The sequence below is a fragment of the Sphingobium sp. TomMM15 genome, assembly GCF_055397045.1.
Map to the genome: position 1 here is coordinate 615,359 of NZ_AP027315.1, position 22,286 is coordinate 637,644.

24 protein-coding genes are annotated in these 22,286 nt (G+C 64.1%); 6 read left to right on the forward strand and 18 right to left on the reverse strand.

Translation table 11 applies throughout. The features are described 5' to 3' along the window. Positions 1-19: 19 nt before the first annotated feature. Together ACZ51H_RS15530 and ACZ51H_RS15535 are read left to right on the forward strand one after the other, a co-directional pair. Positions 20-1,132, forward strand: a complete 1,113-nt coding sequence (locus ACZ51H_RS15530; protein ID WP_464773101.1) for a helix-turn-helix transcriptional regulator — start codon at positions 20-22, stop codon at positions 1,130-1,132. 153 nt (positions 1,133-1,285) lie between these two features. After that, positions 1,286-2,527, forward strand: a complete 1,242-nt coding sequence (locus tag ACZ51H_RS15535; RefSeq protein ID WP_464802989.1) for a CaiB/BaiF CoA transferase family protein — start codon at positions 1,286-1,288, stop codon at positions 2,525-2,527. A gap of 42 nt (positions 2,528-2,569) precedes the next feature. On the opposite strand, the gene ACZ51H_RS15540 is transcribed toward ACZ51H_RS15535, so the two are convergent. The 18 genes from ACZ51H_RS15540 to ACZ51H_RS15625 form a co-directional block, all read right to left on the reverse strand. Further along, entirely contained in the window at positions 2,570-3,742 is a 1,173-nt protein-coding gene (locus ACZ51H_RS15540) for an acyl-CoA dehydrogenase family protein (RefSeq protein ID WP_464802990.1), read from the reverse strand. Positions 3,743-3,745: 3 nt separating this feature from the next. After that, on the reverse strand, positions 3,746-4,948 hold the full coding sequence (locus tag ACZ51H_RS15545; protein ID WP_464802991.1) for an acetyl-CoA C-acyltransferase: 1,203 nt from the start codon (positions 4,946-4,948) through the stop codon (positions 3,746-3,748). A gap of 57 nt (positions 4,949-5,005) precedes the next feature. Continuing rightward, the gene (locus tag ACZ51H_RS15550; protein ID WP_464802992.1) at positions 5,006-5,380 is read right to left on the reverse strand and encodes a steroid Delta-isomerase; all 375 of its coding nucleotides are present in this window, start codon (positions 5,378-5,380) and stop codon (positions 5,006-5,008) included. Positions 5,381-5,451: 71 nt separating this feature from the next. After that, the gene (locus ACZ51H_RS15555) at positions 5,452-5,913 is read right to left on the reverse strand and encodes a MaoC family dehydratase (protein ID WP_464802993.1); all 462 of its coding nucleotides are present in this window, start codon (positions 5,911-5,913) and stop codon (positions 5,452-5,454) included. 1 nt (position 5,914) lies between these two features. Then, positions 5,915-6,706: an SDR family oxidoreductase gene (locus tag ACZ51H_RS15560; protein WP_464802994.1), complete on the reverse strand. Its 792-nt coding sequence runs from the start codon at positions 6,704-6,706 to the stop codon at positions 5,915-5,917. After that, positions 6,703-7,779 carry an acyl-CoA dehydrogenase family protein gene (locus tag ACZ51H_RS15565; RefSeq protein ID WP_464802995.1) on the reverse strand — a complete coding sequence of 359 codons (1,077 nt, stop codon included), beginning with the start codon at positions 7,777-7,779 and terminating at the stop codon, positions 6,703-6,705. The genes ACZ51H_RS15560 and ACZ51H_RS15565 overlap by 4 nt, the downstream gene beginning before the upstream one ends. Beyond that, positions 7,779-8,684, reverse strand: coding sequence for an SDR family oxidoreductase (locus ACZ51H_RS15570; RefSeq protein ID WP_464802996.1), 906 nt, complete (start codon positions 8,682-8,684; stop codon positions 7,779-7,781). Before ACZ51H_RS15570 ends, ACZ51H_RS15565 begins: the two co-directional genes overlap by 1 nt. A gap of 13 nt (positions 8,685-8,697) precedes the next feature. Then, complete coding sequence (locus tag ACZ51H_RS15575; protein ID WP_464802997.1) at positions 8,698-9,144, reverse strand: nuclear transport factor 2 family protein; 447 nt, start codon at positions 9,142-9,144, stop codon at positions 8,698-8,700. After that, positions 9,141-9,791, reverse strand: coding sequence for a gamma carbonic anhydrase family protein (locus ACZ51H_RS15580; protein WP_464802998.1), 651 nt, complete (start codon positions 9,789-9,791; stop codon positions 9,141-9,143). Before ACZ51H_RS15580 ends, ACZ51H_RS15575 begins: the two co-directional genes overlap by 4 nt. 18 nt (positions 9,792-9,809) lie before the next feature. Further along, entirely contained in the window at positions 9,810-10,961 is a 1,152-nt protein-coding gene (locus tag ACZ51H_RS15585; RefSeq protein WP_464802999.1) for an acetyl-CoA C-acetyltransferase, read from the reverse strand. Positions 10,962-10,963: 2 nt separating this feature from the next. Continuing rightward, entirely contained in the window at positions 10,964-12,004 is a 1,041-nt protein-coding gene (locus ACZ51H_RS15590; RefSeq protein ID WP_449468744.1) for an acyl-CoA dehydrogenase family protein, read from the reverse strand. Between the two features lie 11 nt (positions 12,005-12,015). Further along, positions 12,016-13,170 (reverse strand): acyl-CoA dehydrogenase, encoded by a 1,155-nt coding sequence (locus ACZ51H_RS15595; RefSeq protein WP_464803000.1) that lies wholly within the window; start codon positions 13,168-13,170, stop codon positions 12,016-12,018. Next, positions 13,170-13,919 carry an enoyl-CoA hydratase family protein gene (locus ACZ51H_RS15600; RefSeq protein WP_464803001.1) on the reverse strand — a complete coding sequence of 250 codons (750 nt, stop codon included), beginning with the start codon at positions 13,917-13,919 and terminating at the stop codon, positions 13,170-13,172. Before ACZ51H_RS15600 ends, ACZ51H_RS15595 begins: the two co-directional genes overlap by 1 nt. Positions 13,920-13,934: 15 nt before the next feature. Further along, entirely contained in the window at positions 13,935-15,023 is a 1,089-nt protein-coding gene (locus ACZ51H_RS15605; RefSeq protein WP_464803466.1) for an NAD(P)H-dependent flavin oxidoreductase, read from the reverse strand. Continuing rightward, the gene (locus tag ACZ51H_RS15610; protein ID WP_464803002.1) at positions 15,023-15,925 is read right to left on the reverse strand and encodes an enoyl-CoA hydratase; all 903 of its coding nucleotides are present in this window, start codon (positions 15,923-15,925) and stop codon (positions 15,023-15,025) included. The genes ACZ51H_RS15605 and ACZ51H_RS15610 overlap by 1 nt, the downstream gene beginning before the upstream one ends. 2 nt (positions 15,926-15,927) lie before the next feature. Continuing rightward, a complete protein-coding gene (locus ACZ51H_RS15615) occupies positions 15,928-16,725 on the reverse strand; it encodes a CoA-transferase subunit beta (RefSeq protein WP_460988404.1) in 798 nt (265 codons plus the stop codon). Positions 16,726-16,736: 11 nt separating this feature from the next. Next, positions 16,737-17,636, reverse strand: coding sequence for a CoA transferase subunit A (locus ACZ51H_RS15620; RefSeq protein WP_449468756.1), 900 nt, complete (start codon positions 17,634-17,636; stop codon positions 16,737-16,739). A gap of 9 nt (positions 17,637-17,645) precedes the next feature. After that, positions 17,646-18,572, reverse strand: a complete 927-nt coding sequence (locus ACZ51H_RS15625) for a VOC family protein (RefSeq protein ID WP_464803003.1) — start codon at positions 18,570-18,572, stop codon at positions 17,646-17,648. A 288-nt stretch (positions 18,573-18,860) separates the two neighbouring features. Between ACZ51H_RS15625 and ACZ51H_RS15630 the strand changes: the two genes are divergently transcribed. The 4 genes from ACZ51H_RS15630 to ACZ51H_RS15645 are packed head-to-tail and all read left to right on the forward strand — an operon-like array spanning position 18,861 to position 22,265. Next, complete coding sequence (locus ACZ51H_RS15630) at positions 18,861-20,081, forward strand: acyl-CoA dehydrogenase family protein (protein WP_464795496.1); 1,221 nt, start codon at positions 18,861-18,863, stop codon at positions 20,079-20,081. Between the two features lie 60 nt (positions 20,082-20,141). Then, the gene (locus tag ACZ51H_RS15635) at positions 20,142-20,978 is read left to right on the forward strand and encodes an alpha/beta fold hydrolase (RefSeq protein WP_464803004.1); all 837 of its coding nucleotides are present in this window, start codon (positions 20,142-20,144) and stop codon (positions 20,976-20,978) included. Then, positions 20,971-21,486 (forward strand): flavin reductase family protein, encoded by a 516-nt coding sequence (locus ACZ51H_RS15640; protein WP_464803005.1) that lies wholly within the window; start codon positions 20,971-20,973, stop codon positions 21,484-21,486. The genes ACZ51H_RS15635 and ACZ51H_RS15640 overlap by 8 nt, the downstream gene beginning before the upstream one ends. Next, entirely contained in the window at positions 21,483-22,265 is a 783-nt protein-coding gene (locus ACZ51H_RS15645) for a fumarylacetoacetate hydrolase family protein (RefSeq protein WP_464803006.1), read from the forward strand. Before ACZ51H_RS15640 ends, ACZ51H_RS15645 begins: the two co-directional genes overlap by 4 nt. Positions 22,266-22,286 lie beyond the last annotated feature (21 nt).

A 22,286-nucleotide genomic window follows, 5' to 3' on the forward strand; every position in this document is an offset into this window, starting at 1 on the left:
CATATGGGAGAGGGTGGGAATGGGTTCTCTCTGGGCCGATCAGAATGAGCTGTTCCTTCCTCTGGTGGACGGGATTCATGAAAGCCCGCCTTTTGGCGCCTTCATCCGAAATCTGGTGGGGCGCACTTATGCGCGGCGGGCTTTTCTGATCATCTCTCTGGCCAATGCCATGCCTGAGCAGGAACCGACCGTCATCCACATCGCCGCGCCGCGCGCGTCGCAGGAGCCGCCTTTGGACTTCCGGCGGCTGGATGCGTTGCGCCTGCATCCTTATGGATCGCTGCGTCCGGGGCGCGTCTATGCGCTGGACGAGATGCTGAATTACGATGACGCGGATGAATTGGTGCGGCAGCGCGAGGCGCTGAACGAAATGAACATCCGCTATGGCCGATGGATGCGTGTGGCGGCGGGCGGGGTAGCTGATGCACATTTCCTGCTGGTGAGAGAGCGGGAGGATTTTTCCGCCTCTGCCGTTGCCGTGCTGTCGAGCATCGTGCCGCATTTCGCCGCTGCGCTGCGGACGCTGGTGGCGTTGATCGAGGCGCGATTGCAGGTTGCCATGGCGCAGGGCGCGCTGTCGCGGTTGGGCGTCGCGCAACTGGCGTTCGATTGGGGCGGTCGGGTGATGGCTGCTGATCCTGCGGCCGAGGCGATGCTTAGCTTTACTGTGAAGCCTGGTCCGAGTCCGGAGCGGCGGTTGCAGTTGTTGCCCGACGCTACCCATGCGCTTAACCGGGCCTGCGCGGAAATGGCGTCAGCACCGCCGGGCGCGACGCGGGTGATACGGATCGACGATAGCAGGGATATCGACCTGTTGCTGCGCAAGTCGGACCTGGCCTTAAGCGAACCATGCGCCTTGCCCGCTGTGATCGGCATAGTGCGTACCGCCCGTCGCGAGCCTGCGCAGGCGGCGGCGGGGACTTTGGCGGCGCTGCACGGCTTGTCGGGCAGCGAGGCGGCACTCGCTCACGCGCTGAGTTTGGGCGAGAGCATCGTTGGAGCGGGTGAGCAGCTTAATCTGACCACGGAAACGGCGCGTAATTATTCGAAGCGGATATATGAAAAGACGGGGGCGAAGGGGCAAGCGGATCTGGTGCGGCTGATCCTCACGGGGCTGGCGCCCTTTGCATGATGGCGTGCGATCCAGCCATTTCCGCTGTTTTGAAACTGCAGATTTTTCATCGTTCGACTGCAAGTTTCGCGGCCTGTCGTCTGGCGCTTTGACGGAAAAGTGGATAAAGGGCCGCCCAACGCTACGCATATCAATTTGGAGGGGCAGGCGACTATGAGCAATAAGAAGGCAGCCCTCGAAGGCATCCGCGTCATCGACATGACTCGGGTGCTCGCAGGCCCCGTGGGCGCGCAGATATTGGGCGACCTGGGCGCCGACGTGATCAAGGTGGAACGTCCGGGCGTTGGAGATGATGGCCGGGTATATGGTCTTGCCGAGGTGAAGGGCAAAGATGGAATGAATGTCCGCCAAGCGGGCTTTTTCACGGCGGCTAACCGCAATAAACGATCGATCACGCTGAACCATAGCAAGCCTGAGGGGCAGGAAATCCTGCGCAAGCTGGTAGAGACGGCGGACGTCCTGATCGAAAATTACAAGGTGGGCGATCTGAAGCGGTTCGGGCTGGATTATGAGAGCCTGAAGGCGATCAATCCGCGCCTTATCTATTGTTCGGTCACGGGCTTTGGCCAAACGGGACCGATGGCTGCGCGGCCGGGCTATGATGGTTTGTTCCAGGCGACGGGCGGGATGATGGCCGTCACCGGCATTCCGGATGGGCAGCCGGGAGCCGGGCCGCTCAAGGCGGGACCGAGCCTCGTTGATTTCATCACCGGCCATAATGTCGCCATTTCCATACTGGCGGCACTCCAGCATCGTAACCAGACTGGTGAAGGGCAGCATATCGATATCGCCCTTCTGGATAGCTCAGTGGCGATGGTCAGCCATATCATGCAGGATTATCTGTTGAGTGGCGTGGTCCCGCCGCGCCTTGGCAATGGCGGCAATGGCGGCGGCCCCGCCGATCTCATCCATACCAAGGATGGCATGCTGTATCTCACCGCTGGCGGTGATGAGCATTGGCGGCGCTTGACGGTGCTGATGGGCCAGCCTGAACTATATCAGGACTCTCGCTTCGATGAGAATTTCAAGCGCGGCAAGTTGAACCGTCTGGAGTTGATGGACATCATCAATGAATGGAGCCGTGGCTTCACCTCTGAAGAGCTTCAGGCGAAGTTTGATGAGGTGAGCATCCCCGCCGCGCGCTACAATGAGCTGCCCGAGGTTTGGGAAGATCCGCAGGTCCAGCATCGCGGCCTTCGGGTGACGACGCCGCATCCCTGGGCGGAGGCCGGTACGGTCGACCTGATCGCCAGTCCGCTGGCCAATATGTCCGAAACGCCAGCGACGATCCGCCGGGCGCCGCCGCTTCTTGGCGAACATAGTGCCGAGGTGTTGGGCGAACTAGGCTATGACGAAGCGCGCATCGCCGAACTGCAAGAATCGAAGATCATCTGATCGGGTGGCTCCGGCGGCTCCTATGGGGCCGCCGGATATTCCTCATCCTCTGGGCTCCCTTGGCATAGCTAATCCGCGTTCAGCGATGATGTTGCGCTGGATCTGGTCGGTTCCGGCGTAGATGGTATCGGACCGAGACATGAGGTGCATGGTGGTGAGCGAGCCCATGCGTTCGTCGTTGATGCCTATTTCCCCCTCCTGGCCCATGACCGCCATGGCGAGGTCGCCGAGCGCCACGTGCCAGCGGGACCAGTAGAGTTTGTAGGTATAGGCGGCGCCTGTGAGTTCGGGGTTAGCTTCGCTGCCTGAGAGCATGCGCAGGGCGTTGTAGCGCATGATCTTGAGGCCCGCATGGGCGGTGGCGATCTTCTGGCGGATGAGCGGGTCGGTTGCCTTGCCGTTGGCCTTGGCGATGGCGATGATGTCATCGAGTTCGTTCTTGAACTGCATCTGCTGGGCGAGGGTGGAGACGCCGCGTTCGAACCCGAGCAGGGCCATGGCGACCTTCCAGCCTTCGCCTTCTTCGCCAATGCGGTCGATGGCGAGGGCTTCCGCGCCATCGAAGAACACTTCTGCAAACTCGGCCTCGCCGGTCATCTGGCGGATCGGGCGGGGGGTGACCCCGGGCTGGTCCATCGGGACCATGAGGAACGAGAGGCCCTTGTTGCCCACGCTGCCGGGCTGCGTGCGGGCAACCACGAAGCACCAGTCGGCGATCGTGCCCATCGAGGTCCAGATCTTCTGCCCGTCGATGATATACTTGTCACCTTCGAGCCGGGCCTTGGTCTTGACGTTGGCAAGGTCCGATCCCGCGCCCGGTTCAGAATAGCCCTGGCACCAGATCGCCTTGCCGGTGGCGATGTCGGGGAGGAACCGCGCCTTCTGCTCCTCGGTGCCCATCGCGATCAGCGTTGGCCCGAGCAGCTCGACCCCGAGGTGCCCGGCGCGCGGCGGTCCCTTGGCTCTGGCATATTCCTCGGCGAAGATGATCTGCTGGGCGATCGAGGCACCCCGCCCGCCCCATTGCTCAGGCCAGCCAATGACGCTCCAGCGCGCTTCGCCGAGAGCCGCTTCCCAGGCGCGGCGTAGCTCGACATTGTCGACCTGGTTGGTCTGGCCACAAATGGCCTTGAAGGGACCGGCGAGCTGTTCATTGAGCCAGCTCGCGGCCTCCTCGCGGAAGGCTTTCAATTCAGGGGCGAAGGCGAGCTGCATGGATCAGGCGACCTCGAACAGACCGGCCGCGCCCATGCCGCCCGCGACGCACATGGAGACGACCACATATTTGACGCCGCGGCGCTTGCCTTCGATGAGGGCATGGCCCGCGAGGCGCGATCCGGTCATGGCGAAGGGGTGGCCGATGGCGATGCCGCCGCCATTGACGTTGAGCTTGTCCGGATCGATGCCCAAGGTGCGCTGGCAGTAGATCGCCTGGTTGGCGAACGCTTCGTTGAGTTCCCACAGGCCAATGTCGTCGATCGTGAGACCGGCGCGCTGGAGCAGCTTGGGGATGGCGAACACAGGACCAATGCCCATTTCATCCGCGCCGCAGCCTGCGACCTGAAAACCCCGATAGATGCCGAGGATGGGCAGGCCCTCCTTCTGCGCGGTGGCCAGGTCCATGACGACCTGGGCCGAGGCGCCGTCGGAGAGCTGGCTGGCATTGCCCGCCGTCACATGCTTGCCTTCCTTGATGACCTGTCCGTTCTTGAACACGGGCTTCAATTCGGAGAGCTTCTCATAGGTCGTGCCCGCGCGGATGCCTTCATCCTTTGTGAGGGTCAGCTCTTCCTTGCCGGTCTCATTGCCTTCCTTGTCGAACAGGGCCTTGGTGACCGTGATCGGCACGATCTCGTCATCGAACTTGCCTGCTGCCTGGGCGGCGGCGGCGCGCTGCTGCGACTGGGCGGCAAAGCGGTCCTGATCCTCGCGGGAGATGCCGTAACGCTCGGCGACGATCTCGGCGGTCTCGATCATCACCATATAGGCGTTGGGATCGCGCGCCTTGATGAACTCGGAGCGGTTGCGGAAGGCGGGATAATGCTTGTCGATGGTGAGCGAGACATTCTCGACGCCGCCCGAGACGGCGCAGTCAATCTCGTCGGCGATGATGCCGCGCGCGGCAAAGGCGAGCGCGTTCAAGCCCGACGAGCATTTGCGGTCCATCGAAAAGCCGCTGGTGGTGTCGGGGAGGACCGATCCGTGGACGGTGAGGCGTCCGACATTGTAGCTTTGCGTGTTCCACTGGTTGGCAACGCCCAGATACACGTCATCGACGCGGGCGGGATCGATGCCAGCGCGGGCGATGGCGGCGTCGACCACATGGGAGGACATGAACGGCGCTTCGGTGTCGTTGAACGCGCCGCGATAGGCTTTGCCAACGCCAGTGCGGGCGGTCGAGATGATGGCTGCTTCACGCATGGGTAAATGTCCTTGTCTATTTCTATGTTTCGCGCCCGCCGGGAGAAGGTGGGCGGCTTAGAAGCCGTGCATGTTGGTGGGCCCCCAGAAGGCGCGCATTTCAATCACTTCATTGGCGGCGTTGAAGCGGAAGGTGTCGATGACGTCGATGCGCTTGTGGCCGCCATCATAGTTGAGGTTCACCGAGAAGGGGAAGACGGCATAATCGCCTGCCACGCGCACCGGGCCTTCGAGCTTCAATTTCGCGCCGGTCTGCATCGATTGCGCGTAAAAGGCGCGAATGGCTTCGCGGCCCTTGTGGATGGGCGAGCCGATCGGGTCTTCAACGGTTGCATCCTGCGCATAGAGGGCGGCGACCTGGTCGGCGCTGCCCGCTTCGAACGCGGCGACATAGGCGTGGACGGCGGCTTCCATCTTGACAGGATCGGGCATGGTTTTGGCTCCAGCTGGGGTAGCGGCGAGAAGGCTCAATGTGAGGGCGAGGATGGCGCGGGCCAAGGCCGTTATTCCGGAAAATAGCGGTTGATGGTGTCGACCACGCAGGCGGGCTTGTCCTGACCTTCGATCTCGACGGTGACGCGGATCACGGCCTGGATGGCGCCGCCCTTGACCTCTTCGACCGAGACGATCTCGCCTGTGCCCCGGATGCGCGATCCGACGATGACGGGGCTGAGGAAGCGGGTCTTGTCCATGCCGACATTGACGCCAGCGGAAAACCGCCGGACCTCGACGATCTGGGGCATGAACAGGTTGACCAGACTGAGCGTCAGATAGCCATGCGCGATGGTCGCGCCGAACGGGCCGTCCTTGGCGCGGACCGGATCGACATGGATCCACTGATGATCGCCGGTGCAGTCGGCAAAGGCGTCGATGCGCGACTGGTCGATGGTGAGCCAGTCGGCGGTGTCGAGCTTGGTGCCTTCCTTGCCGAGCAGGTCGCGGGGATTCTCGAAGATGGTCGCCATCTTACGCCCGCTGGCTGGAGACCGCGACGATCTCGCCGGTCATGTAGGAGGAGAGATCAGAGGCGAGGAACATCATCACATTGGCGATTTCCCAGACCTCGGCGGGGCGCTTGAAGGCTTCCTTCTCGACCAGCTTGTCCAAAGCTTCCTGGGTGGTCACCTTGGCGAGGAAGGGGTGCATGGCAAGGGATGGCGAGACCGCATTGATGCGCACGCCATGTTCGGCCGCCTCGATCGCGGCGCAGCGGGTGAAGGCCATCACCCCTGCCTTTGCGGCGGCATAATGGGCCTGGCCCTTTTGCGCGCGCCAGCCCAGCACCGAGGCGTTGTTGACCATGACGCCCGACTTGTTGGCATACATTGACGGCAGGAAGGCGCGGGTCATGCGGAACAGCGAGGTCAAGGTGACGTCGAACACGCGCGCCCACTGCTCGTCGGTCATATCGACGATGTCGGCCTCGCCGCCCAGGCCCGCATTGTTGATGAGGACATCGACCTTGCCCAATGCGGAGAGCGACGCATCGCGCAAGCCCTGCACCGCTTCCTCGCTGGTGACGTCGCACACGAAGGTGGCGGGACGCTCGACCTTGGCTTCGTCAGCGATGCGGTCGGCCGCTTCATTGAGGCGGCGTTCGTGGAAGTCGCTGATGAGGAGCTTTGCCCCTTCTTCGGCGGCGCGCTTGGCGGCGGCAAAGCCGATGCCGGTGCCGGCCGCGGCGGTGACGACCACGGTCTTGCCCTTGAGCATGCCGAGCGGGGTCGGATAGGGGGGCACAGGAGAAGTCGGGGTCATGCGGCGTCCTTCATGATGATCTTTGCGAGGGCTTCGCGATGCTGGTCGGGGGTGCCGAGCCAGCTGGCGCAAGCTCTGGCGCGCTTGAAATAGAGATGGGCGTGATGTTCCCAGGTGAAGCCGATGCCGCCATGAAGCTGGATGGCGTCGCCCGTGACCGAGCAATAGGCGTCGGAGACATAGGCGCGCGCGGCATGGGCCGCCTCGGCCAGTTCCTCGCCATTTTCATCGATCGCGGCGGCGGCATAATAGGCGGCCGAGCGCGAGGCTTCGACCAGCAGCATCATGTCGGCGAGCATATGCTTGTACGCCTGGAAGGAGCCGATGAGGCGGCCGAACTGGACGCGCTGTTTGGCATAGTCGACCGTGGCGTCGAGGCTGTACTGCATGCCGCCGGTCTGTTCGGCGGTGAGCAGGCCAGCGCCGATGGTGAGGGTGCGTTCGATCGCGGCTTTCGCGCTGCCGGGGGCGCCGAGGATCATGTCTGGGGTGACCGCGCAATCGAAGGTCAGCGTCGCAAAGCGGCGGGTGCGGTCGAGCGCGGGCAGCGCCTCGATGACGAGGCCGGGGGTGTCGGCGTCGAGGACGATGAGGCTCTCGTCAGCGGTGGCCACCACGATCAGCTCTGCCACATGGCCGAAGGTCACGAACTGCGCGGTGCCCGTCAGCTTGCCGTTGGTGAGGGTCGGGCGGCTTGCGGTGCCAGCGAAACTCGCGCGCGTGCCCGACGCGAGGCGGGGGAGCAGCGCTGCCTTCTGTTCCTCGCTGCCTGCCGCCAGGATGGCTTGCACGGCGAGCACGGCGGTTTCGAAGAAGGGCACGGGCGCGAGGACCCGGCCGGTTTCTTCGAGGACCAGCGCCATTTCGACCGCGCCCAGGCCCAGGCCACCCAGGCTTTCCGGGATCATGAGCCCGGTAAAGCCCATCTCGCCAAGGCTCGACCACAGGCCCTCGTCAAAGCCGCTCGTCCCTTCGACGGCGGCGCGGATGACATCCGGGTTGGCGGCGTCGGTCAGGAAGTCACGCGCCGCTTCCTGGATCGCGCGCTGGTCGTCGCTGAGCGCGAAGTCCATCAGGCGGCTCCGTAAACGGGCTTTGCAGGCTCGCGGGTTTGGAGAAGCCCCCGCACGATCGCGTCCATCTCGCTGGCGTCAATCCGCGCACCCTTGTCGAAGGCGGGGCTGTCGGTCCAGCCTTGCGAGAGGAAGACCTGTCCGCCCTTCAATTCAAACACCTGGCCCGTCACGCCCTTCGACTGTTCCGACACCAGATAGGCGACCAGCGGCGCCATGTTTTCCGGCGCGAACAGGTCGAACTCGCCTTCTTTCGCCTCCATGTCGAACGCGCCGGTATTGGTCATGCGGGTGCGGGCGTTGGGGGCAAGGGCATTGGCGGTGATGCCAAGGCGGCCAAGCTCTGCGGCCTGGACGAGGGTGAGCGTCGCGATGCCGCCCTTGGCGGTCGAGTAGGCCGACTGGCCGACCGAGCCCTGCAGGCCTGCGCCCGAGGTGGTGTTGATGATGCGCGCATCGACCGGGTTGCCGGCCTTGCTTTGCGCGCGCCAATATTCAGCGGCGTGGCGCGAGGTGCAGAAATGGCCGCGCAGATGGACGCGGATCACCGCGTCCCATTCTTCCGGGCTACAGGTGAAGAACATGCGGTCGCGCACGAAGCCTGCATTGTTGACTACGGCATGAAGCGCCCCAAAGCTGTCGAGCGCCTGTTCGACCATGCGCTTGCCTGAGTCCCATTCAGCGACATCGTCGGTGTTGGCGACGGCCTCGCCGCCCATGGCGCGGATCTCATCGACCACCTGCTCGGCCGCGCCCTTGGTTTCGCCTGCTTCGCCATGGGTGCCAACGCCAAGGTCGTTGACCACGACCTTGCAGCCTTCTGCGGCAAGGCCCAGCGCATAGGCTTTGCCGAGGCCATTGCCCGCCCCGGTCACGATCGCAACACGTCCTTCGCAGATACCCACTTGCCTTACTCCTTCATTGCGCTGCGACGGGGATCAGCAGATGCTGGCTCAAGTCCCCAACGAGATCGAGCAGGGAATAATCCCGCCCGGAAAAATGCCATGCCCCGTCCGTGCGGACGAAGGCGTCATGATAGCGGCCCGCGCAGATCGCCTGGAGCGGCAGGTCCTGCGTTGCCTGAAACACGGTATAGTAAGAGCGGCAGGTGGCGGTGCCCGCGTCCTCGTCCACCTCGACGATGGGATTGGTGATGACATGTTTGGTGCGCGGCGTGCCATCGTCATGGATGCGTATATGGGCTTGCCACAGCGCCAGCATCGGCGCTGCGCCTTCGACCATTTCGCCGCCGCCGGTCTTGATCCGGGCGCGCGCGAACAGGGCGGCGACGGCTTCGAGATCGCCTGCGTCCATCAGTTCGGCATAGCGGTAGAGGAGGTTGGTGATGGCGACAGCGCTGTTCATGCTTGGCCTTCCCGCTGCGCCGCCTGTTTCTCACGATGCTGCGCGGTCTCGCCGGTGAGGCGCACGGCGACAGCGTCCGACGCCACGCGCTGCGCCTGCCGCTCCGGGCTGGCTGCGCGCAGCGGCTCGGCCTCGATGAGATCGGTGAGCGCGGCTTTGGCGAGCTTTTGATATTCGCCCTCGCCATTGTTGCGCCAGGTGACCTGGTGCGGCTCGAACGTCTTGACCACCTTGGCTGGGTTGCCGACGACCAGGCTGCGCGGCGGGGTGACCGTGTCGGACTTCACCAGCGCGAGCGCCGCGACGAGATTTTCCGCGCCGATCACCGCATTGTCGAGGATCACGGCGTTCATGCCGATGAGCGCATTTTCGCCGATCTCGCAGCCATGGATGATCGACCCATGGGCGATGGTCGCTCCCCGGCGGATGATCGTGTCGCGCAGCTGGTTGGCATGCACCGACACATTGTCCTGGATCGAGCTGTCGCCTTCCACCACGATCCGCCCGAAATCGCCCCTCAGGCTCGCGCCGGGCGCGATGAAGCAGCCCGGCCCGACGATCACGTCGCCAATCAGCGACGCCAGCGGATGGACGTAGCTCGATGGATCGACGACGGGGGTGATCCCCTGATAGGCGTAGGCGGGCATGGGAGCGCCTCGTCCCTCTTACAATCGCTCGATGATGGTGACGTTGGCTTGGCCGCCGCCTTCGCACATGGTCTGGAGGCCATAGCGCCCACCCGTGCGTTCAAGGGCGCCCAGCAACGTGGTCATGAGCCGCGCGCCGGTGGCGCCGATCGGATGGCCAAGCGCGATCGCGCCGCCCTGCACATTGACCTTTTCGTGCGGGATGGCGAGTTCCTTCATCCAGGCCATGGTGACGCTGGCGAACGCCTCATTGCATTCGAACAGATCGATGTTGCCGATCGCCATGCCCGCCTTCTTGAGCGCATATTGGGTGGCGGGGATCGGGCCGGTCAGCATCCACACCGGGTTGGCGGCGCGGACGGACAGGTGATGGATGCGCGCGCGGGGCGTGAGGCCATGGTCCTTGACCGCCTGCTCGCTGGCGATCAGCAGCGCGGCGGCGGCGTCGCAATTCTGGCTGGCGACCCCTGCGGTGATGATGCCGCCTTCATTGACGGGCTTCAAGGACGCCAGGCCCTCGAGCGAGGTGGTGGGGCGGATGGTTTCGTCGCGGGCCAGGCCTTCGAGCGGTGCGACTTCCTTGTCGAACCAGCCATTGTCCCAGGCGGCCTGCGCGCGCTGGTGGGAGGCGAGGGCGAATTCTTCCATGCCCAAGCGGCTGATGCCCCATTTGTCGGCGATCATCTCGGCCGACTTGATCTGGTTGACCTCTTCCATGCCATAGCGTTCGACCCAGCCCTTTGACCCGTGGAAGGGGCTGTCGAAGCCATATTGGGCGCCTGCGATCATCGCGGCCATGATCGGGATCTGGTTCATCGCCTGGCTGCCGCCTGCGACCACCAGATCCTGGGTGCCGCTCATCACGCCTTGCGCGGCGAAGTGGACGGCCTGCTGCGAAGAGCCGCACTGGCGGTCGACGGTGACGCCGGGGATTTCCTCCGGCAGGCCTGCGACCAGCCATGCGGTGCGGCCGATATCGCCTGCTTGGCCGCCGATCGTCTCGGTGCAGCCCCACACCACGTCATCGACGCCTGACGGGTCGATGCCGGTGCGCTTGACCAGTTCGCGGATCGGGTGCGCGCCAAGGTCGGCGGGATGGACGGCGGCGAGGCTGCCCTTCTTGCGGCCGATGGGGGTGCGGACGGCGTCGACGATATAGGCTTCAGGCATTTTCAAGCTTCCTGCTTTTGTCCAGCGTCTCTGGCAAAGGTCTGGTCCGGCCCCATGGGCTGGGTGAAGATGCGCGTGGCGATGCGCGCGCGGTGATGAGCGGGGGTGCCCCAGCTTTGCGTCAGGGCAAGGGCGCGCTTCAAGAAGAGGTGGACGTCCACCTCCCAGCTGTAACCCATCGCGCCATGCACCTGGATCGAGGCGCGGGCGGCCTTGTCGGCGGCCTCAAGGGCCACCAGCTTGGCATGGCTGACACGGGCGCGGGCCTGCACGTCGCGGGCGCCGATTTCCGCAGCGGCGGCGGCGACCACCGGCTTGGCGAATTCAATCGCGACCTGAGCGGAGGCCAGGTGATGCTTGACCGCCTGATAGCTGCCGATGGGCTTTCCGAACTGCTGCCGTTCCTTGGCATAGTCGACGGCGAGGTCGACCGACCGCTGGGCAAGGCCCAGCCCAAAGGCAGCGTTGAACAGCGCCGCGCGGTCGAGCGCCAAGTCCCAATCCGCCTTGCCCAAAGCCGTCGCCTTGTCCTTGCTCCACGCGACGGAGAAGATGCGGCGGAACGGATCGATGCTGGGCTGCGCCGTCAGCATCACCTGATCGGGCGTCACCAGATAGGCCTCACCGCCATCATGCAGGATAATAGCCGCCGCGCTGTCCGCATTGGCGACGAAGGGGTTGAGCGGATGCTGGATCGCAATCGTCGCGCTCGGATCGGCCAGCACGTCACTGTCGGGGGCCAGCGCCGCCAGCATCGGCGCGGCGACCCCTGCGCTTTCCACCAACGGCTCGGGCAGCGCGACATAACCCGCTTCCTGCGCAATCAGGGCAAAGTCAGTCTCGCCAAGCCCGATGCCACCCGCGCTTTCGGGCAGCAGCACCAGCGTCAGCCCGGTTTCCACGATGGAGGCCCAGCGCGCATCGTCGCGCGCCACGCCTGCTTCCATCATCTTGCGCCAATGATCGGGCGTGCAGCTGTCGGCGAACAGCGAGCGCGCGGTCTCGGCGAACATCAGCTGTTCTTCGCTTAAGGTGAAATCCATCTTAAATCCCCTTAGCGCGGCAGGCCGAGCATGCGCTCGGCGATGATGTTGCGCTGGATCTCGTTCGACCCGGCATAGATCGGGCCTGCGAGCGCGAAGATATAGTCGTCGATCCAGTCGACGGGGTTCGCGTCCGGCGCTTCGTGCGTGAGTTCGGCCTGCGGTCCCAGGATATTGAGCGCGGTTTGCGTGAGGTGAATGTCGAGTTCGGACCAGAAGATCTTGTTGGTCGACGCCTCCGGGCCGATCTTGGCGCCCGCCATCAGCCGCGAGGCGGTCTGGTAGATGTTGAGCGCATAGGCGTCGGCATTCATGTGCGCGCGTACGACATCGGCTTCGAGCGCGGGGTCGGCCGTTTCTTTGTTGGCGGTCCACAGCTCGGCAAGCTTCTTCGCTGCTACCTGATAGCGGGCAGGGGAGCGCAGCATGAGGCCGCGTTCAAAGCCTGCGGTCGCCATGCAGATATGCCAGCCCTGGCCTTCGTCGCCGAGGCGATTGAAGGCGGGGACGCGGACATTTTCGAGGAAAATCTCGGCGAAACCGACATGGCCGTTGATCTTCTTGATCGCATTGACCGTCACGCCCGGCGCATTCAGCGGGAAGAAGGCCAGGCTCATGCCCTTGTGCCGCTCGCTGCCCGGCTCGCGGAACAGGCCGAATGCCCAGTCGGCGAACACCGCGCGGGAAGACCAGATCTTGTGGCCGTTCAGGATATATTCGTCGCCCTCACGCACGGCGGTCGCCCGCACGCCTGCCAGATCGGACCCGGCCATCGGTTCGGACCAGGCCTGCGCCCAGATTTCCTCGCCCGACGCCATCTTGGGCAGGAAACGCTGCTTCTGCTCATGAGTGCCGAATTCGATCAGCGTCGGACCCAACAGGAAAATGCCATTCTGGTTGACGCGGCCCGGCGCCCCGGCGCGATAATATTCTTCCTCGAAAATCAGCCACTGGATGAGGTCAAGGCCGCGCCCGCCATATTCCTTGGGCCATGTCACCATGCCCCAGTCGCCCGATTTCAGCGTCTTTTCCCATTGGCGATGCGCTTCGAAACCTTCGCGCGTTGCGTCGAAATGCTCCAGCGATCCCTGCGGCACATGGGCTTCCAGCCAGCTGCGCACTTCGGCGCGGAACGCCTGCTGTTCGGGGGTATAAGTCAGGTCCATCAGAATTTCGCCGCGCCCTTATTGTCCACAAAGGCGTCACGCGCCTTCTGGCTGTCTTCATGCATATACATTTCGAGCGTGAAGCCCTGCTCGATCCGGTAATGTGCCGAGGGGTCGGTGGGCTCGATGAGATTGAGCGCCTGCTTGGCGATGACCAGGGCCGCGCGGCTCTTGGACGCGATGATTTCGCAGAAAGCGTAGGCCTCGTCCTTCAGGCTTTCGAGTGGCACGACCTTGTGCACCGAGCCATGGCGATAGGCGTCCTCGACCGGGATGCGCCCGCCGGTGAAGAAGTTGGCGCGCACCATTTGAACGGGCAGCATGCGGCTCATGAAGGCGGCTCCCCCCATCGCGCCGCGATCGATCTCGGGCAGCGAGAAATAGGCGCCTTCCGCCGCGATCAGCGCGTCGCAGGCGCCCGCGATATTGACGCCGCCGCCGATGACGAAGCCGTGGAGCGCGCCGACCACGGGGATCGCGCATTCGCGGATCGCCTTGAAGGTGAGGTAATTATCCTTGTTCAATTTGGCGATGCGCTCGGGGTGGGCCTGCATCTCCTTGATGTCGACGCCGCCGCAGAAACCGCGGCCTTCGGCGCGGATCAGGATGCACTTCACATCTTCGTTCGCCGCCGCTTCGTAAACCATGGCCGGGATCGATTCCCAACCCTTGGTGTCGAAGGCGTTGACCGGCGGATGGTCGAACAGGATTTCGGCGATGGCGCCCTTGACGGTCAGCGTAATCGGCATTGTCTTCCCTCTTCTTCAGGCGGCGCTGGCGGTCTCGCGGCCCATCGCGGCGAGCGCGGCCAGGCGCTCATGCGCCTCGGCGACGATGCGATCGACCAGTTCCTGGCAGCTGGGTATTTCAACGATGCGTCCGCCGACCACGCCGGTCGCCATCACGCCATGTTCGATGTCGCCCTCGACCACCGCCTTCTGGATCAGCATCGGCATGGTCGCGGCCATCATCGCCTGTTTGAGCGGCATCGCGCCATGCGCCGTCATGCCGCGCGCTGATTTGATGAAGTCGATCCAACTCGCGCCGGTCTGCTTCTTCATCGCCATGCCGGCCTCGATCGCGCGCAGCCACATGCCCAAGGAACCGGACTTTTCGATCTTGTCCATGAGGCGGGTGCGGACCATCCGCTGCGGAATGCCGTCAAGCTTGGTGGTGACGATGATGCCGTCGGTCGTGGCTTTCAGATAAGCCGCCTTGGTCGTGTCGGGCACCGGGCTTTCCTTGGTGAGCAGGAAGCGCGTGCCCATGGCGATGCCGACCGCGCCATAGGCGAGCGCTGCGGCCAGCCCGCGCCCGTCGGCAAAGCCGCCGCTGGCGATCACCGGCACCTTGACCGCGTCCAGCACCTGGGGGAGCAGCACGGTGGTCGGCACGGAGCCTGTATGCCCACCGCCTTCGCCGCCCTGGACATTGACCATGTCAACGCCGAGCTCGACCATCTTCTGCGCATGCTTGACCGCGCCGACGGTGGGGACGCAGAGGATGCCTGCATCCTTGAAGCGGCCGATCATTTTGGCATTGGGACCGCGGCCGAAGGAGACGGCGCGCACCTGATCCTTGTTGGCGAGGATCAGCTCGACGATTGCGTCAGCGCCGGGCTGAAAGCTGTGGAAGTTGACGCCGAAGGGCCGGTCGGTGCCCTTGCGGACGGCGAGCAGCTTCTCGCGCGCTTCGTCCGGCGTCATCACCGCCGCGCCGAGGAAGCCGAAGGCGCCCGCATTGCTCGACCCGATGACGAGGCTGGGTTCAGCGACCCAGCCCATCGCGGTCTGGATGATCGGCCAGCGGCAGCCAAGCCGCTCCGTCAGGATCGTGTGCAGCGGATCGCCCATCATTCGCTCGCCTGTTTCTTATTGGCCTCGGCCATCTTCTTGGCATCGAGGCCCGCGATCGAACTGCCCTGGACGAGGTCGTTCTGGGCATGGGCGAAATGGTGCATATGATATTGCGCGTCCATCGCGTTGCGCTTGCCCATCAGCTCCTCGACATGGTTGATCGCCTGCTTGGTGAGCCAGTTGCCAAGGCGGGGCTGGGCGACGAGCTTGGCCGCCATGCCTGCCACCGTCTCGCGCAGCGCCTCGCGGGAGACGATCTTGTTGACCATGCCGAAGCTTTCGGCCCGCTGCGCGCTCATCCGCTCGCCCAAGAGCAGGAACTCCTTGGCGACGCGCGGGGGCAGCTCATAGGCATGGGCGAAATATTCGACGCCCGGGATGCCCATGCGGTTGACCGGGTCCTGGAAGAAGGCGTCGTCGGTCGCGACGATGAGGTCGCACACCCAGGCGAGCATGAGGCCGCCCGCGACGCAGGCCCCCTGCACCATGGCGATGGTGGGCTTGGGCGCATCGCGCCAGCGCCGGCACATGCCGACATATTGCTCCTTCTCGCGGGTGTAAAGCAGTTCGGCCGCGGGCTTGTTGACATGGCCGGGCACCAGCAGCCGGTTCTCGAAATGCTGGTGCACGTCGCGGCCCGGCGTGCCGATGTCATGGCCAGCGGAGAAATGCTTGCCGTTGCCGCCCAGCACGATCGCGCGCACATCGTCATCGTTCACGGCGCGTACGAACGCGTCATCAAGGGCATAGGTCATCTGGCCGTTCTGGGCGTTGTTGAAGCCCGGACGGTTCATCATGATCCACGCGACATGGTCGATCACCTCATAGGTGACCGGCTCATCCGTTTCGTAAACAATGTCGACCTTTTGCGGTTCGACCAGGCGGTCGGTCTCGTTCATCGTCAGGCTGCCCTTCTGTCTCCGGCCGGATTGTCCTTGAACACGGTCGCGCGGACATTATTGGGGTCGATCCTGGCGATCAGCTCCAGCTGCTCGGCCGTTGGCGCGGGCGTGGTGGGGATTTCGCCATCGATTTTTGCCAGCGGGAAGCCGGTATTGTCCTGCACTTCCTCGAACGTCACACCCGGATGCAGCGAGATCACGCGGATCTGGTGATCCGGCCCGCCGAAATCCATCACGCAAAGGTTGGTGATGATGCGGCGCAAGTCCAGGCCCTGGGGCGCAGCGCCATTGCGGTAGCGCGCCGGGTTGTAGCCCGCCATGCACACGAAATCGACCTCGCCTTCCACGAACGCACGCTTGTTGTGGTTGGCAAAGAAGAAGCTGTTGGGATGGCTGATCGAGTTGCCGGGGAAGCCGCGCGCGCCGAGCATCGCTGCCTTGGGCTTCTTATGGTCGCCGATCACCGAGATGTTCGCCTGGCCATAACGGTCGATCTGCACCGGGCCAACCAGCGCATGGCGGCGGCCGCTCCAGAGCGCCGAGAAGACGCGGTCATAATTGGCGATGCCTTCGAACTCGGGCTCGGCGGTGCGCTTGCCCGGGCCGACCGGCTCGCTGGTGTACCAGGCCTCGCCATCGGTGGTCTGGATCGCGGGCGCGAAGCTCAGTTTGGCAAGGCCAGCGCCGATGCGGGGGAGGGGGCCGATGCCGGTCGCCATCACTTCGCCATCCTCGCGCCAGACTTCGGCGCAGGCGGCGATGACGAGTTCAGCGAGCGAATAGCTGTTCTGGGTCATGGGTCTCTCGCTTAGTAAATGGGGACGGGGAGCTGCTTGACGGCGTCCGCGCCGCCGATCGCTGCCTGATAATCGGCTTCCGACACGTCGATATATTTCGCCTTATACTCGGCCCAGGCTTCGGGCGAGGCGGCGCTTTCGACATAGGTCTTGATGTGCTTGAGATCGAGCTGATAGTCGGGGTCAGCGCTCGAGGGATGCGCGCCCAAGGGTGCCTCGGCAACGCCGGTGATCATCGCGCGCTCGACGAGGTTGTAGCGGCTGTTCTTCTTCATATCGAGCTCAGCCGTCGGCACGATCTTCTCGACCGTCGCGTAGCTTTTCTTGGCTGCGCGCACGAGCAGTTCATCGAAGATCGGATCGACCGAGAGGGTGAGGATATTGCCGCGCTCGTCGGAACGATGGGCATGGATCAGGGCGATGTCGGGCACCAGCGCTGGCATGGCGACGAATTCCTCGCCATCGGCATAGGGGCTCTTCACGAATTTGAAGTCGAAGCCGTCTTGCGTGATGATGTCGGTGCCGATGCCCACGCGCGTCGGCAGGAAGGGCAGCTTCATCGCGCCTGCGCGCAGACCCCAGTGATACATGCCCTCGTCAAGCTCGAGCACCTCGAAGGCGCCCGCCTGGCGGGCGTTGCGGAAATGGGGTTCGAGCGGATAATGGTCGAGGCTGGCAAAGGCGAAGACCAGCTTCCTGATCTTGCCGGTGGCGGCGAGCAGGCCGATGTCCATGCCGCCATAGCCCGCCATGACGGTCAGGTCTTTCAGGTTCGAGCGGGCGATGGCGCGGATCAGCGCCATGGGCTTGCGGCGCGTGGCCCACCCGCCGATGCCGATGGTCATCCCGTCGGAAATCTGGTCGACGATGTCGTCGACGCTCATGCGCTTGTCGAGCATAATGTCAGTCATCCTTTTGCGTCAGTCCTGCTCGTGAGCCCATTTATGGCCCCAGTCGCTTACAGAAAGGCTGGTGGTGGGGACCCAGGTCGCCGGGTCGATTACAAGGCCGTTCCAGCCATATTCGATGTCGAAGCCGCCGGGCGTCTGCATGTAGAAGCTGGTCATCTTGTCGTTGACATGACGACCCAGCGTTGCCGAGAGCGGCACCTTGCCCTTGCTCTTCAAAACCCGGTCATAGGCGCGGCCGACATCCTCAAGGGAGCCGACCTCCAGCATCATGTGGACAGCGCCATTGGGGCTTTCGGGCAGCTGGCCAAGCGCCAGGCTGTGATGGCGGCCATTGCAGTGCATGAAGGCAAAGCCCACGCCCGGATCATCCTCGCCCCCACCCATCAGGTAGAAGCGGCCAAGGTCGGTGTCGCCAAAGCCCATAACGTCTTTATAAAAAGCGTGGGTCTCGTCGAAATTGGGGGCAGTGAGCACGACATGGCCCATCCCCATGTCGCCGTCCGCGCCATGGGGGCTGCCGGTCACGAAGCGGCTGACGCCCGCGGGCGAGACGAAGGGGGCGTAGTCGACGAAGCGGCCGTAGAAGAGCTCCATCGGGTTACCCGCCGGGTCGGACGAGCGGGCCAGTTCATAGACCTGACGGCCACGCGCTTCCATGACCCCCGCCCGTTCCACCGGACGGCCCGCCGCCTCGAGGCGGGCCAGCACCGATTCGAAAGCGTCACGATTCGCGCATTCCCAGCCTGGCGCCACGAAGCGGTCGGCCGCGCCTTTCTGCACCCGCAGGCGCCAGGGCCGGTCGTCCATGCGGAACAGCGCGACATCCTCGCTTGCCGAAGGCGCCGCCATCAATCCCGCGATATTGCAGGCAAAATCCTGCCAGGCGCCCAGGTCCCGCGCCTCGATCACCACATAGCCTAGCGATATCACTGCCATTTCAAGCGCCTCGCCTTCTTTCCTGTCTGCCAGCCATGCTCTGCCGCAGAGCGTTGCAAAATGACCTTCCCCATACGCATATGGCAAGCGCTGCCGCCTGTTTCGCACTTGCAGGGGGAGGCGCAGTTAAGCGCGCTCACGAGCTTATGGCAATTCGTTCCCAATCCGCCTATAAGCAACGGCCCAAATGCGCAAGCCCTGTTTGCCTTGACAGTTTGCGTAATAGCAGTTTACATAATCTACGCATATAGCAAATCTGAAGTAGAGTCGCCTACAATGGAGAAGATCATGACCGGGGCAGTAGCAAGCCGACCCATTGACGAGGCGAATGCCGGGATACCTTCACCCGAAAGTCTGATCGCCAAAGCCAGAGCCATGATCCCGACGCTGCGCCAGCGCGCGCGCGCCTGCACCATCGCCCATGACGTGCCCCCCGAAACCGTCGCCGAGATGAAGGCGGCCGGCTTCTTCCGCGTGCTCCAGCCCAAGCGTTACGGCGGCTATGAGATGCACCCCAATGTCTTCTTCGAAATCCAGAAGGCGCTCGCCGAAGGCTGCATGTCGACAGGCTGGATCTACGGCGTGCTGGGCTGCCACCCCTATGAACTCGCCCTCTTCCATGACGAGGCGCAGAAGGAAGTGTGGGGCGATGATCCCGACATGCTCGTCTCCTCCACCTATCAGCCGGTCGGCAAGGTGGAGAAGGTCGAAGGCGGCTTCTACCTGTCGGGCCGCTGGGGCTTCTCCTCAGGCTCCTCCCATTGCGGTTGGGTGCTGCTTGGCGCGATCAATTTCGACACCGATGGCGGCCCGCCCGACATGCGCACCTTCCTGCTGCCGCGCTCCGACTATCAGGTGATCGAGGGCACCTGGGACACGTTCGGCCTCCAGGGCACCGGCAGCTTCGACATCGTGGTCGAGCGCGTGTTCGTGCCCGAACATCGCACCCACAAGGCGAGCGACGGCTTTGCCGGCACCAATCCGGGCCAGGAAACCAACACCGCCCCGCTCTACCGCATCCCCTGGGCGCAGCTCTTCATCCGCTCGGTCTCCAGCGCCGCCTTCGGCGGCATCCGCGCCGCCACTGGCGCTGCGATGGAGATCATGGGCAACCGCGTCTCGACCAACACCGGCAAGGCGTCCAAGGCCGACCCCAATCTCCACGCCGCCATCGCCCGCGCGATCGCCGAGACCAATGAGATGGAACTGACCCACCGCACGACCTTCAATGACCTCATGGACTATGCGGGCCGCAATGAGCCCGTGCCGATGGAAAAGCGCGCGCTCTTTGCCTACCAGTCCGCCAGCGTCGTGCGCCGCATGGCCGAACTGGCCGACGGCATGGTCAAGCTGCTGGGCGGCCGGGCGGTCTATATGTCGAGCCCGATCCTCCAGCCCTGGCTCGACCTTCACGCCGCGCGCGCCCATGTCGCCAATGACCCGGCCAACCGCACCAGCGATGTCATCGGCACGATCAATGGCGAACCACCCGCCTTCACCTTCATCTGAAGCGAGCATCTGACCATCTGACATCTGGACAGCATCGGGCCAGGACAAAAGAGGATATCCATGGGCAGTGAATTGATCCGCAAGACCTATAGCGTTGCGGGCGGATATGAGATTTCGATCGCGGAAATCGCAGGGGCGCAGGCAAACGCCCCCACCGTCATCTTCATCCATGGCAGCGGCCCCGGGGCATCGGGCGCGTCCAACTTCCGCAACAATGCGCAAGATTTTGCCGATGCCGGTTACCGCGTTATCCTGCCCGACCTCATCGGCTATGGCGCCTCGTCCAAGCCGGAGGCCGATTATCCGCTCGAGCTGTTTACCCAGACCCTGCTCGACGCGCTCACGCAGCATGGGATCACAAGCGGCCACCTCATCGGCAACTCGCTGGGCGGCGGCATCGCCCTCCAGATCGCGCTCGACCACCCTGAATTCACCATCGGCAAGCTCGTCCTGATGGCGCCGGGCTGCGTGGCGGAACAGATGAGCTATTTCACCATGCCCGGCATCGCCAAGATGCGCTCGGGCTTTGGCAGCCCTGAATTCAACATCGAGGAACAGCGCCGCCTGATCGGCAACCTCATGCACCCATCCTCGGCGCACCTGATCACCGACGCGCTGGTCGAGGAACGTTTTGCCGTCGCGCGCACCCAGCCCAAGGATGTGCTCGCCCGCGTCAAGACGCCGGACCTCGGGGTGCGCCTTGGCGAGGTCAAGCAGCCGATCTTCGTCCTCTGGGGCCTCAATGACGAATTCTGTCCCGAAAGCCACGCCCGTCTCTTCCTCGACGCCTGCCCCGACGTGCGCTGCCTCACCTTCTCGCAGACCGGCCATTGGGTGCAGGTCGAGCGGGCGGCAGAGTTCAACCGCTACTCGCTGGACTTCCTGAAGAATGGCTGACGCTGCTCCTGCGCAATCCGTGCCTGTTCCAGAGCCCGTCGATGTCACCGCTGGCCTTAAGGGCGCGATGCGCCGCCTGCCCTCGGGCGTGGCGATCGTCACCGCGCTGGGCGAGGGCAAGACGCCGGTCGGCATGGCCGCGACCTCGATCACCTCACTCACCATGGATCCGCCCGCCGTCCTCGTCTGCGTTAACCAGACAGCGGGCATCCACGCCCATCTCTCGCCTGGCTGTCCGGTCAGCATCAACCTCCTCTCGCGCCACCAGCGCGAAGTGTCGGCAGCATTCGGCGGCGCGGTGGCGCGCGAGGCGCGCTTTGGCGTTGGCAACTGGACCCCCGATGCCCATGGCCTTCCCATCCTCGATGAAGCGCAGGCCAACCTCTCCTGCACGATCGAGAGCATGACCCCCTTTGGCACCCACAGCATCGTCATCGCCCGGGTCAAGGCGGTGCGCCTGTCCGACGCGGTCGATCCCCTCATCTTCCAGGACGGAGCCTATCTGTGAGCGATAGCCTGAACGAAACATTGGCGGACGAGCTCTACCAGGCGCTGCGCGAGGGGCGCACCGTGCCGCCGCTGATGGCGCGTTACCCGCAGCTTGGCATCGATGACGCCTATGCGATCTCGCTTGGCGCGCTCGAACGCCGCAAGGGTGATGGCGAGCGCGTCATCGGCAAGAAGATCGGCGTCACCTCCAAGGCCGTGCAGGACATGCTGGGCGTGCACCAGCCCGATTTCGGTTTCCTGACCGACCGCATGTATATCGAGGGTGACATCGATGTCGCGGCAAACGGCCTCATCGCGCCGCGCGCCGAGGCGGAGATCGGCTTCATCCTCAAGGACAGCCTCAAGGGGCCGGGCGTCACGGCGGAAGATGTGATCGCCGCGACGGAGAGCATCGTTCCCTGTTTCGAGATCGTCGATAGCCGCATCCAGGACTGGAAGATCGGCATCGTCGACACTGTCGCTGACAATGCGTCCTGCGGCGTCTATGTGCTGGGGGACGCGCGCGTGAACCCGCGCGAGCATGACCTCCCCAATCTCCATGTCACCGTCACCAAGAACGGGCAGCCGCTGTCGGAAGGCTATGGCCATGCGGTGCAGGGGTCGCCAGCGCAGGCGGTCGCCTGGCTCGCCAATACGCTGGGCGCCTATGGGGTAACGCTCGACGCCGGGGATGTGATATTGTCGGGCAGCCTGGTGCCGCTCGAACCGGCGCGGCCAGGCGATATATTCGAGATGCAGCTCCACGGGGTTGGCAGCTGCACCGCGCGCTTTATCTGAATATGAAAAGTGGCGCATCGC

What these genes read in the sequence shown, in the direction of transcription:
- ACZ51H_RS15595 (WP_464803000.1), bottom strand. Translation starts at nt 13,170, where the DNA reads ATGGACCTGACTTATACCCCCGAACAGCAGGCGTTCCGCGCCGAAGTG.
- ACZ51H_RS15640 (WP_464803005.1), top strand. Translation starts at nt 20,971, where the DNA reads ATGGCTGACGCTGCTCCTGCGCAATCCGTGCCTGTTCCAGAGCCCGTC.
- ACZ51H_RS15630 (WP_464795496.1), top strand. Translation starts at nt 18,861, where the DNA reads ATGACCGGGGCAGTAGCAAGCCGACCCATTGACGAGGCGAATGCCGGG.
- ACZ51H_RS15555 (WP_464802993.1), bottom strand. Translation starts at nt 5,913, where the DNA reads ATGGCGACCATCTTCGAGAATCCCCGCGACCTGCTCGGCAAGGAAGGC.
- ACZ51H_RS15585 (WP_464802999.1), bottom strand. Translation starts at nt 10,961, where the DNA reads ATGCCTGAAGCCTATATCGTCGACGCCGTCCGCACCCCCATCGGCCGC.
- ACZ51H_RS15575 (WP_464802997.1), bottom strand. Translation starts at nt 9,144, where the DNA reads ATGAACAGCGCTGTCGCCATCACCAACCTCCTCTACCGCTATGCCGAA.
- ACZ51H_RS15600 (WP_464803001.1), bottom strand. Translation starts at nt 13,919, where the DNA reads ATGCCGATTACGCTGACCGTCAAGGGCGCCATCGCCGAAATCCTGTTC.
- ACZ51H_RS15560 (WP_464802994.1), bottom strand. Translation starts at nt 6,706, where the DNA reads ATGACCCCGACTTCTCCTGTGCCCCCCTATCCGACCCCGCTCGGCATG.
- ACZ51H_RS15615 (WP_460988404.1), bottom strand. Translation starts at nt 16,725, where the DNA reads ATGACCCAGAACAGCTATTCGCTCGCTGAACTCGTCATCGCCGCCTGC.
- ACZ51H_RS15535 (WP_464802989.1), top strand. Translation starts at nt 1,286, where the DNA reads ATGAGCAATAAGAAGGCAGCCCTCGAAGGCATCCGCGTCATCGACATG.
- ACZ51H_RS15545 (WP_464802991.1), bottom strand. Translation starts at nt 4,948, where the DNA reads ATGCGTGAAGCAGCCATCATCTCGACCGCCCGCACTGGCGTTGGCAAA.
- ACZ51H_RS15550 (WP_464802992.1), bottom strand. Translation starts at nt 5,380, where the DNA reads ATGCCCGATCCTGTCAAGATGGAAGCCGCCGTCCACGCCTATGTCGCC.
- ACZ51H_RS15605 (WP_464803466.1), bottom strand. Translation starts at nt 15,023, where the DNA reads ATGGGCGATCCGCTGCACACGATCCTGACGGAGCGGCTTGGCTGCCGC.
- ACZ51H_RS15635 (WP_464803004.1), top strand. Translation starts at nt 20,142, where the DNA reads ATGGGCAGTGAATTGATCCGCAAGACCTATAGCGTTGCGGGCGGATAT.
- ACZ51H_RS15610 (WP_464803002.1), bottom strand. Translation starts at nt 15,925, where the DNA reads ATGAACGAGACCGACCGCCTGGTCGAACCGCAAAAGGTCGACATTGTT.
- ACZ51H_RS15565 (WP_464802995.1), bottom strand. Translation starts at nt 7,779, where the DNA reads ATGGACTTCGCGCTCAGCGACGACCAGCGCGCGATCCAGGAAGCGGCG.
- ACZ51H_RS15620 (WP_449468756.1), bottom strand. Translation starts at nt 17,636, where the DNA reads ATGACTGACATTATGCTCGACAAGCGCATGAGCGTCGACGACATCGTC.
- ACZ51H_RS15580 (WP_464802998.1), bottom strand. Translation starts at nt 9,791, where the DNA reads ATGCCCGCCTACGCCTATCAGGGGATCACCCCCGTCGTCGATCCATCG.
- ACZ51H_RS15590 (WP_449468744.1), bottom strand. Translation starts at nt 12,004, where the DNA reads ATGGATTTCACCTTAAGCGAAGAACAGCTGATGTTCGCCGAGACCGCG.
- ACZ51H_RS15540 (WP_464802990.1), bottom strand. Translation starts at nt 3,742, where the DNA reads ATGCAGCTCGCCTTCGCCCCTGAATTGAAAGCCTTCCGCGAGGAGGCC.
- ACZ51H_RS15625 (WP_464803003.1), bottom strand. Translation starts at nt 18,572, where the DNA reads ATGGCAGTGATATCGCTAGGCTATGTGGTGATCGAGGCGCGGGACCTG.
- ACZ51H_RS15530 (WP_464773101.1), top strand. Translation starts at nt 20, where the DNA reads ATGGGTTCTCTCTGGGCCGATCAGAATGAGCTGTTCCTTCCTCTGGTG.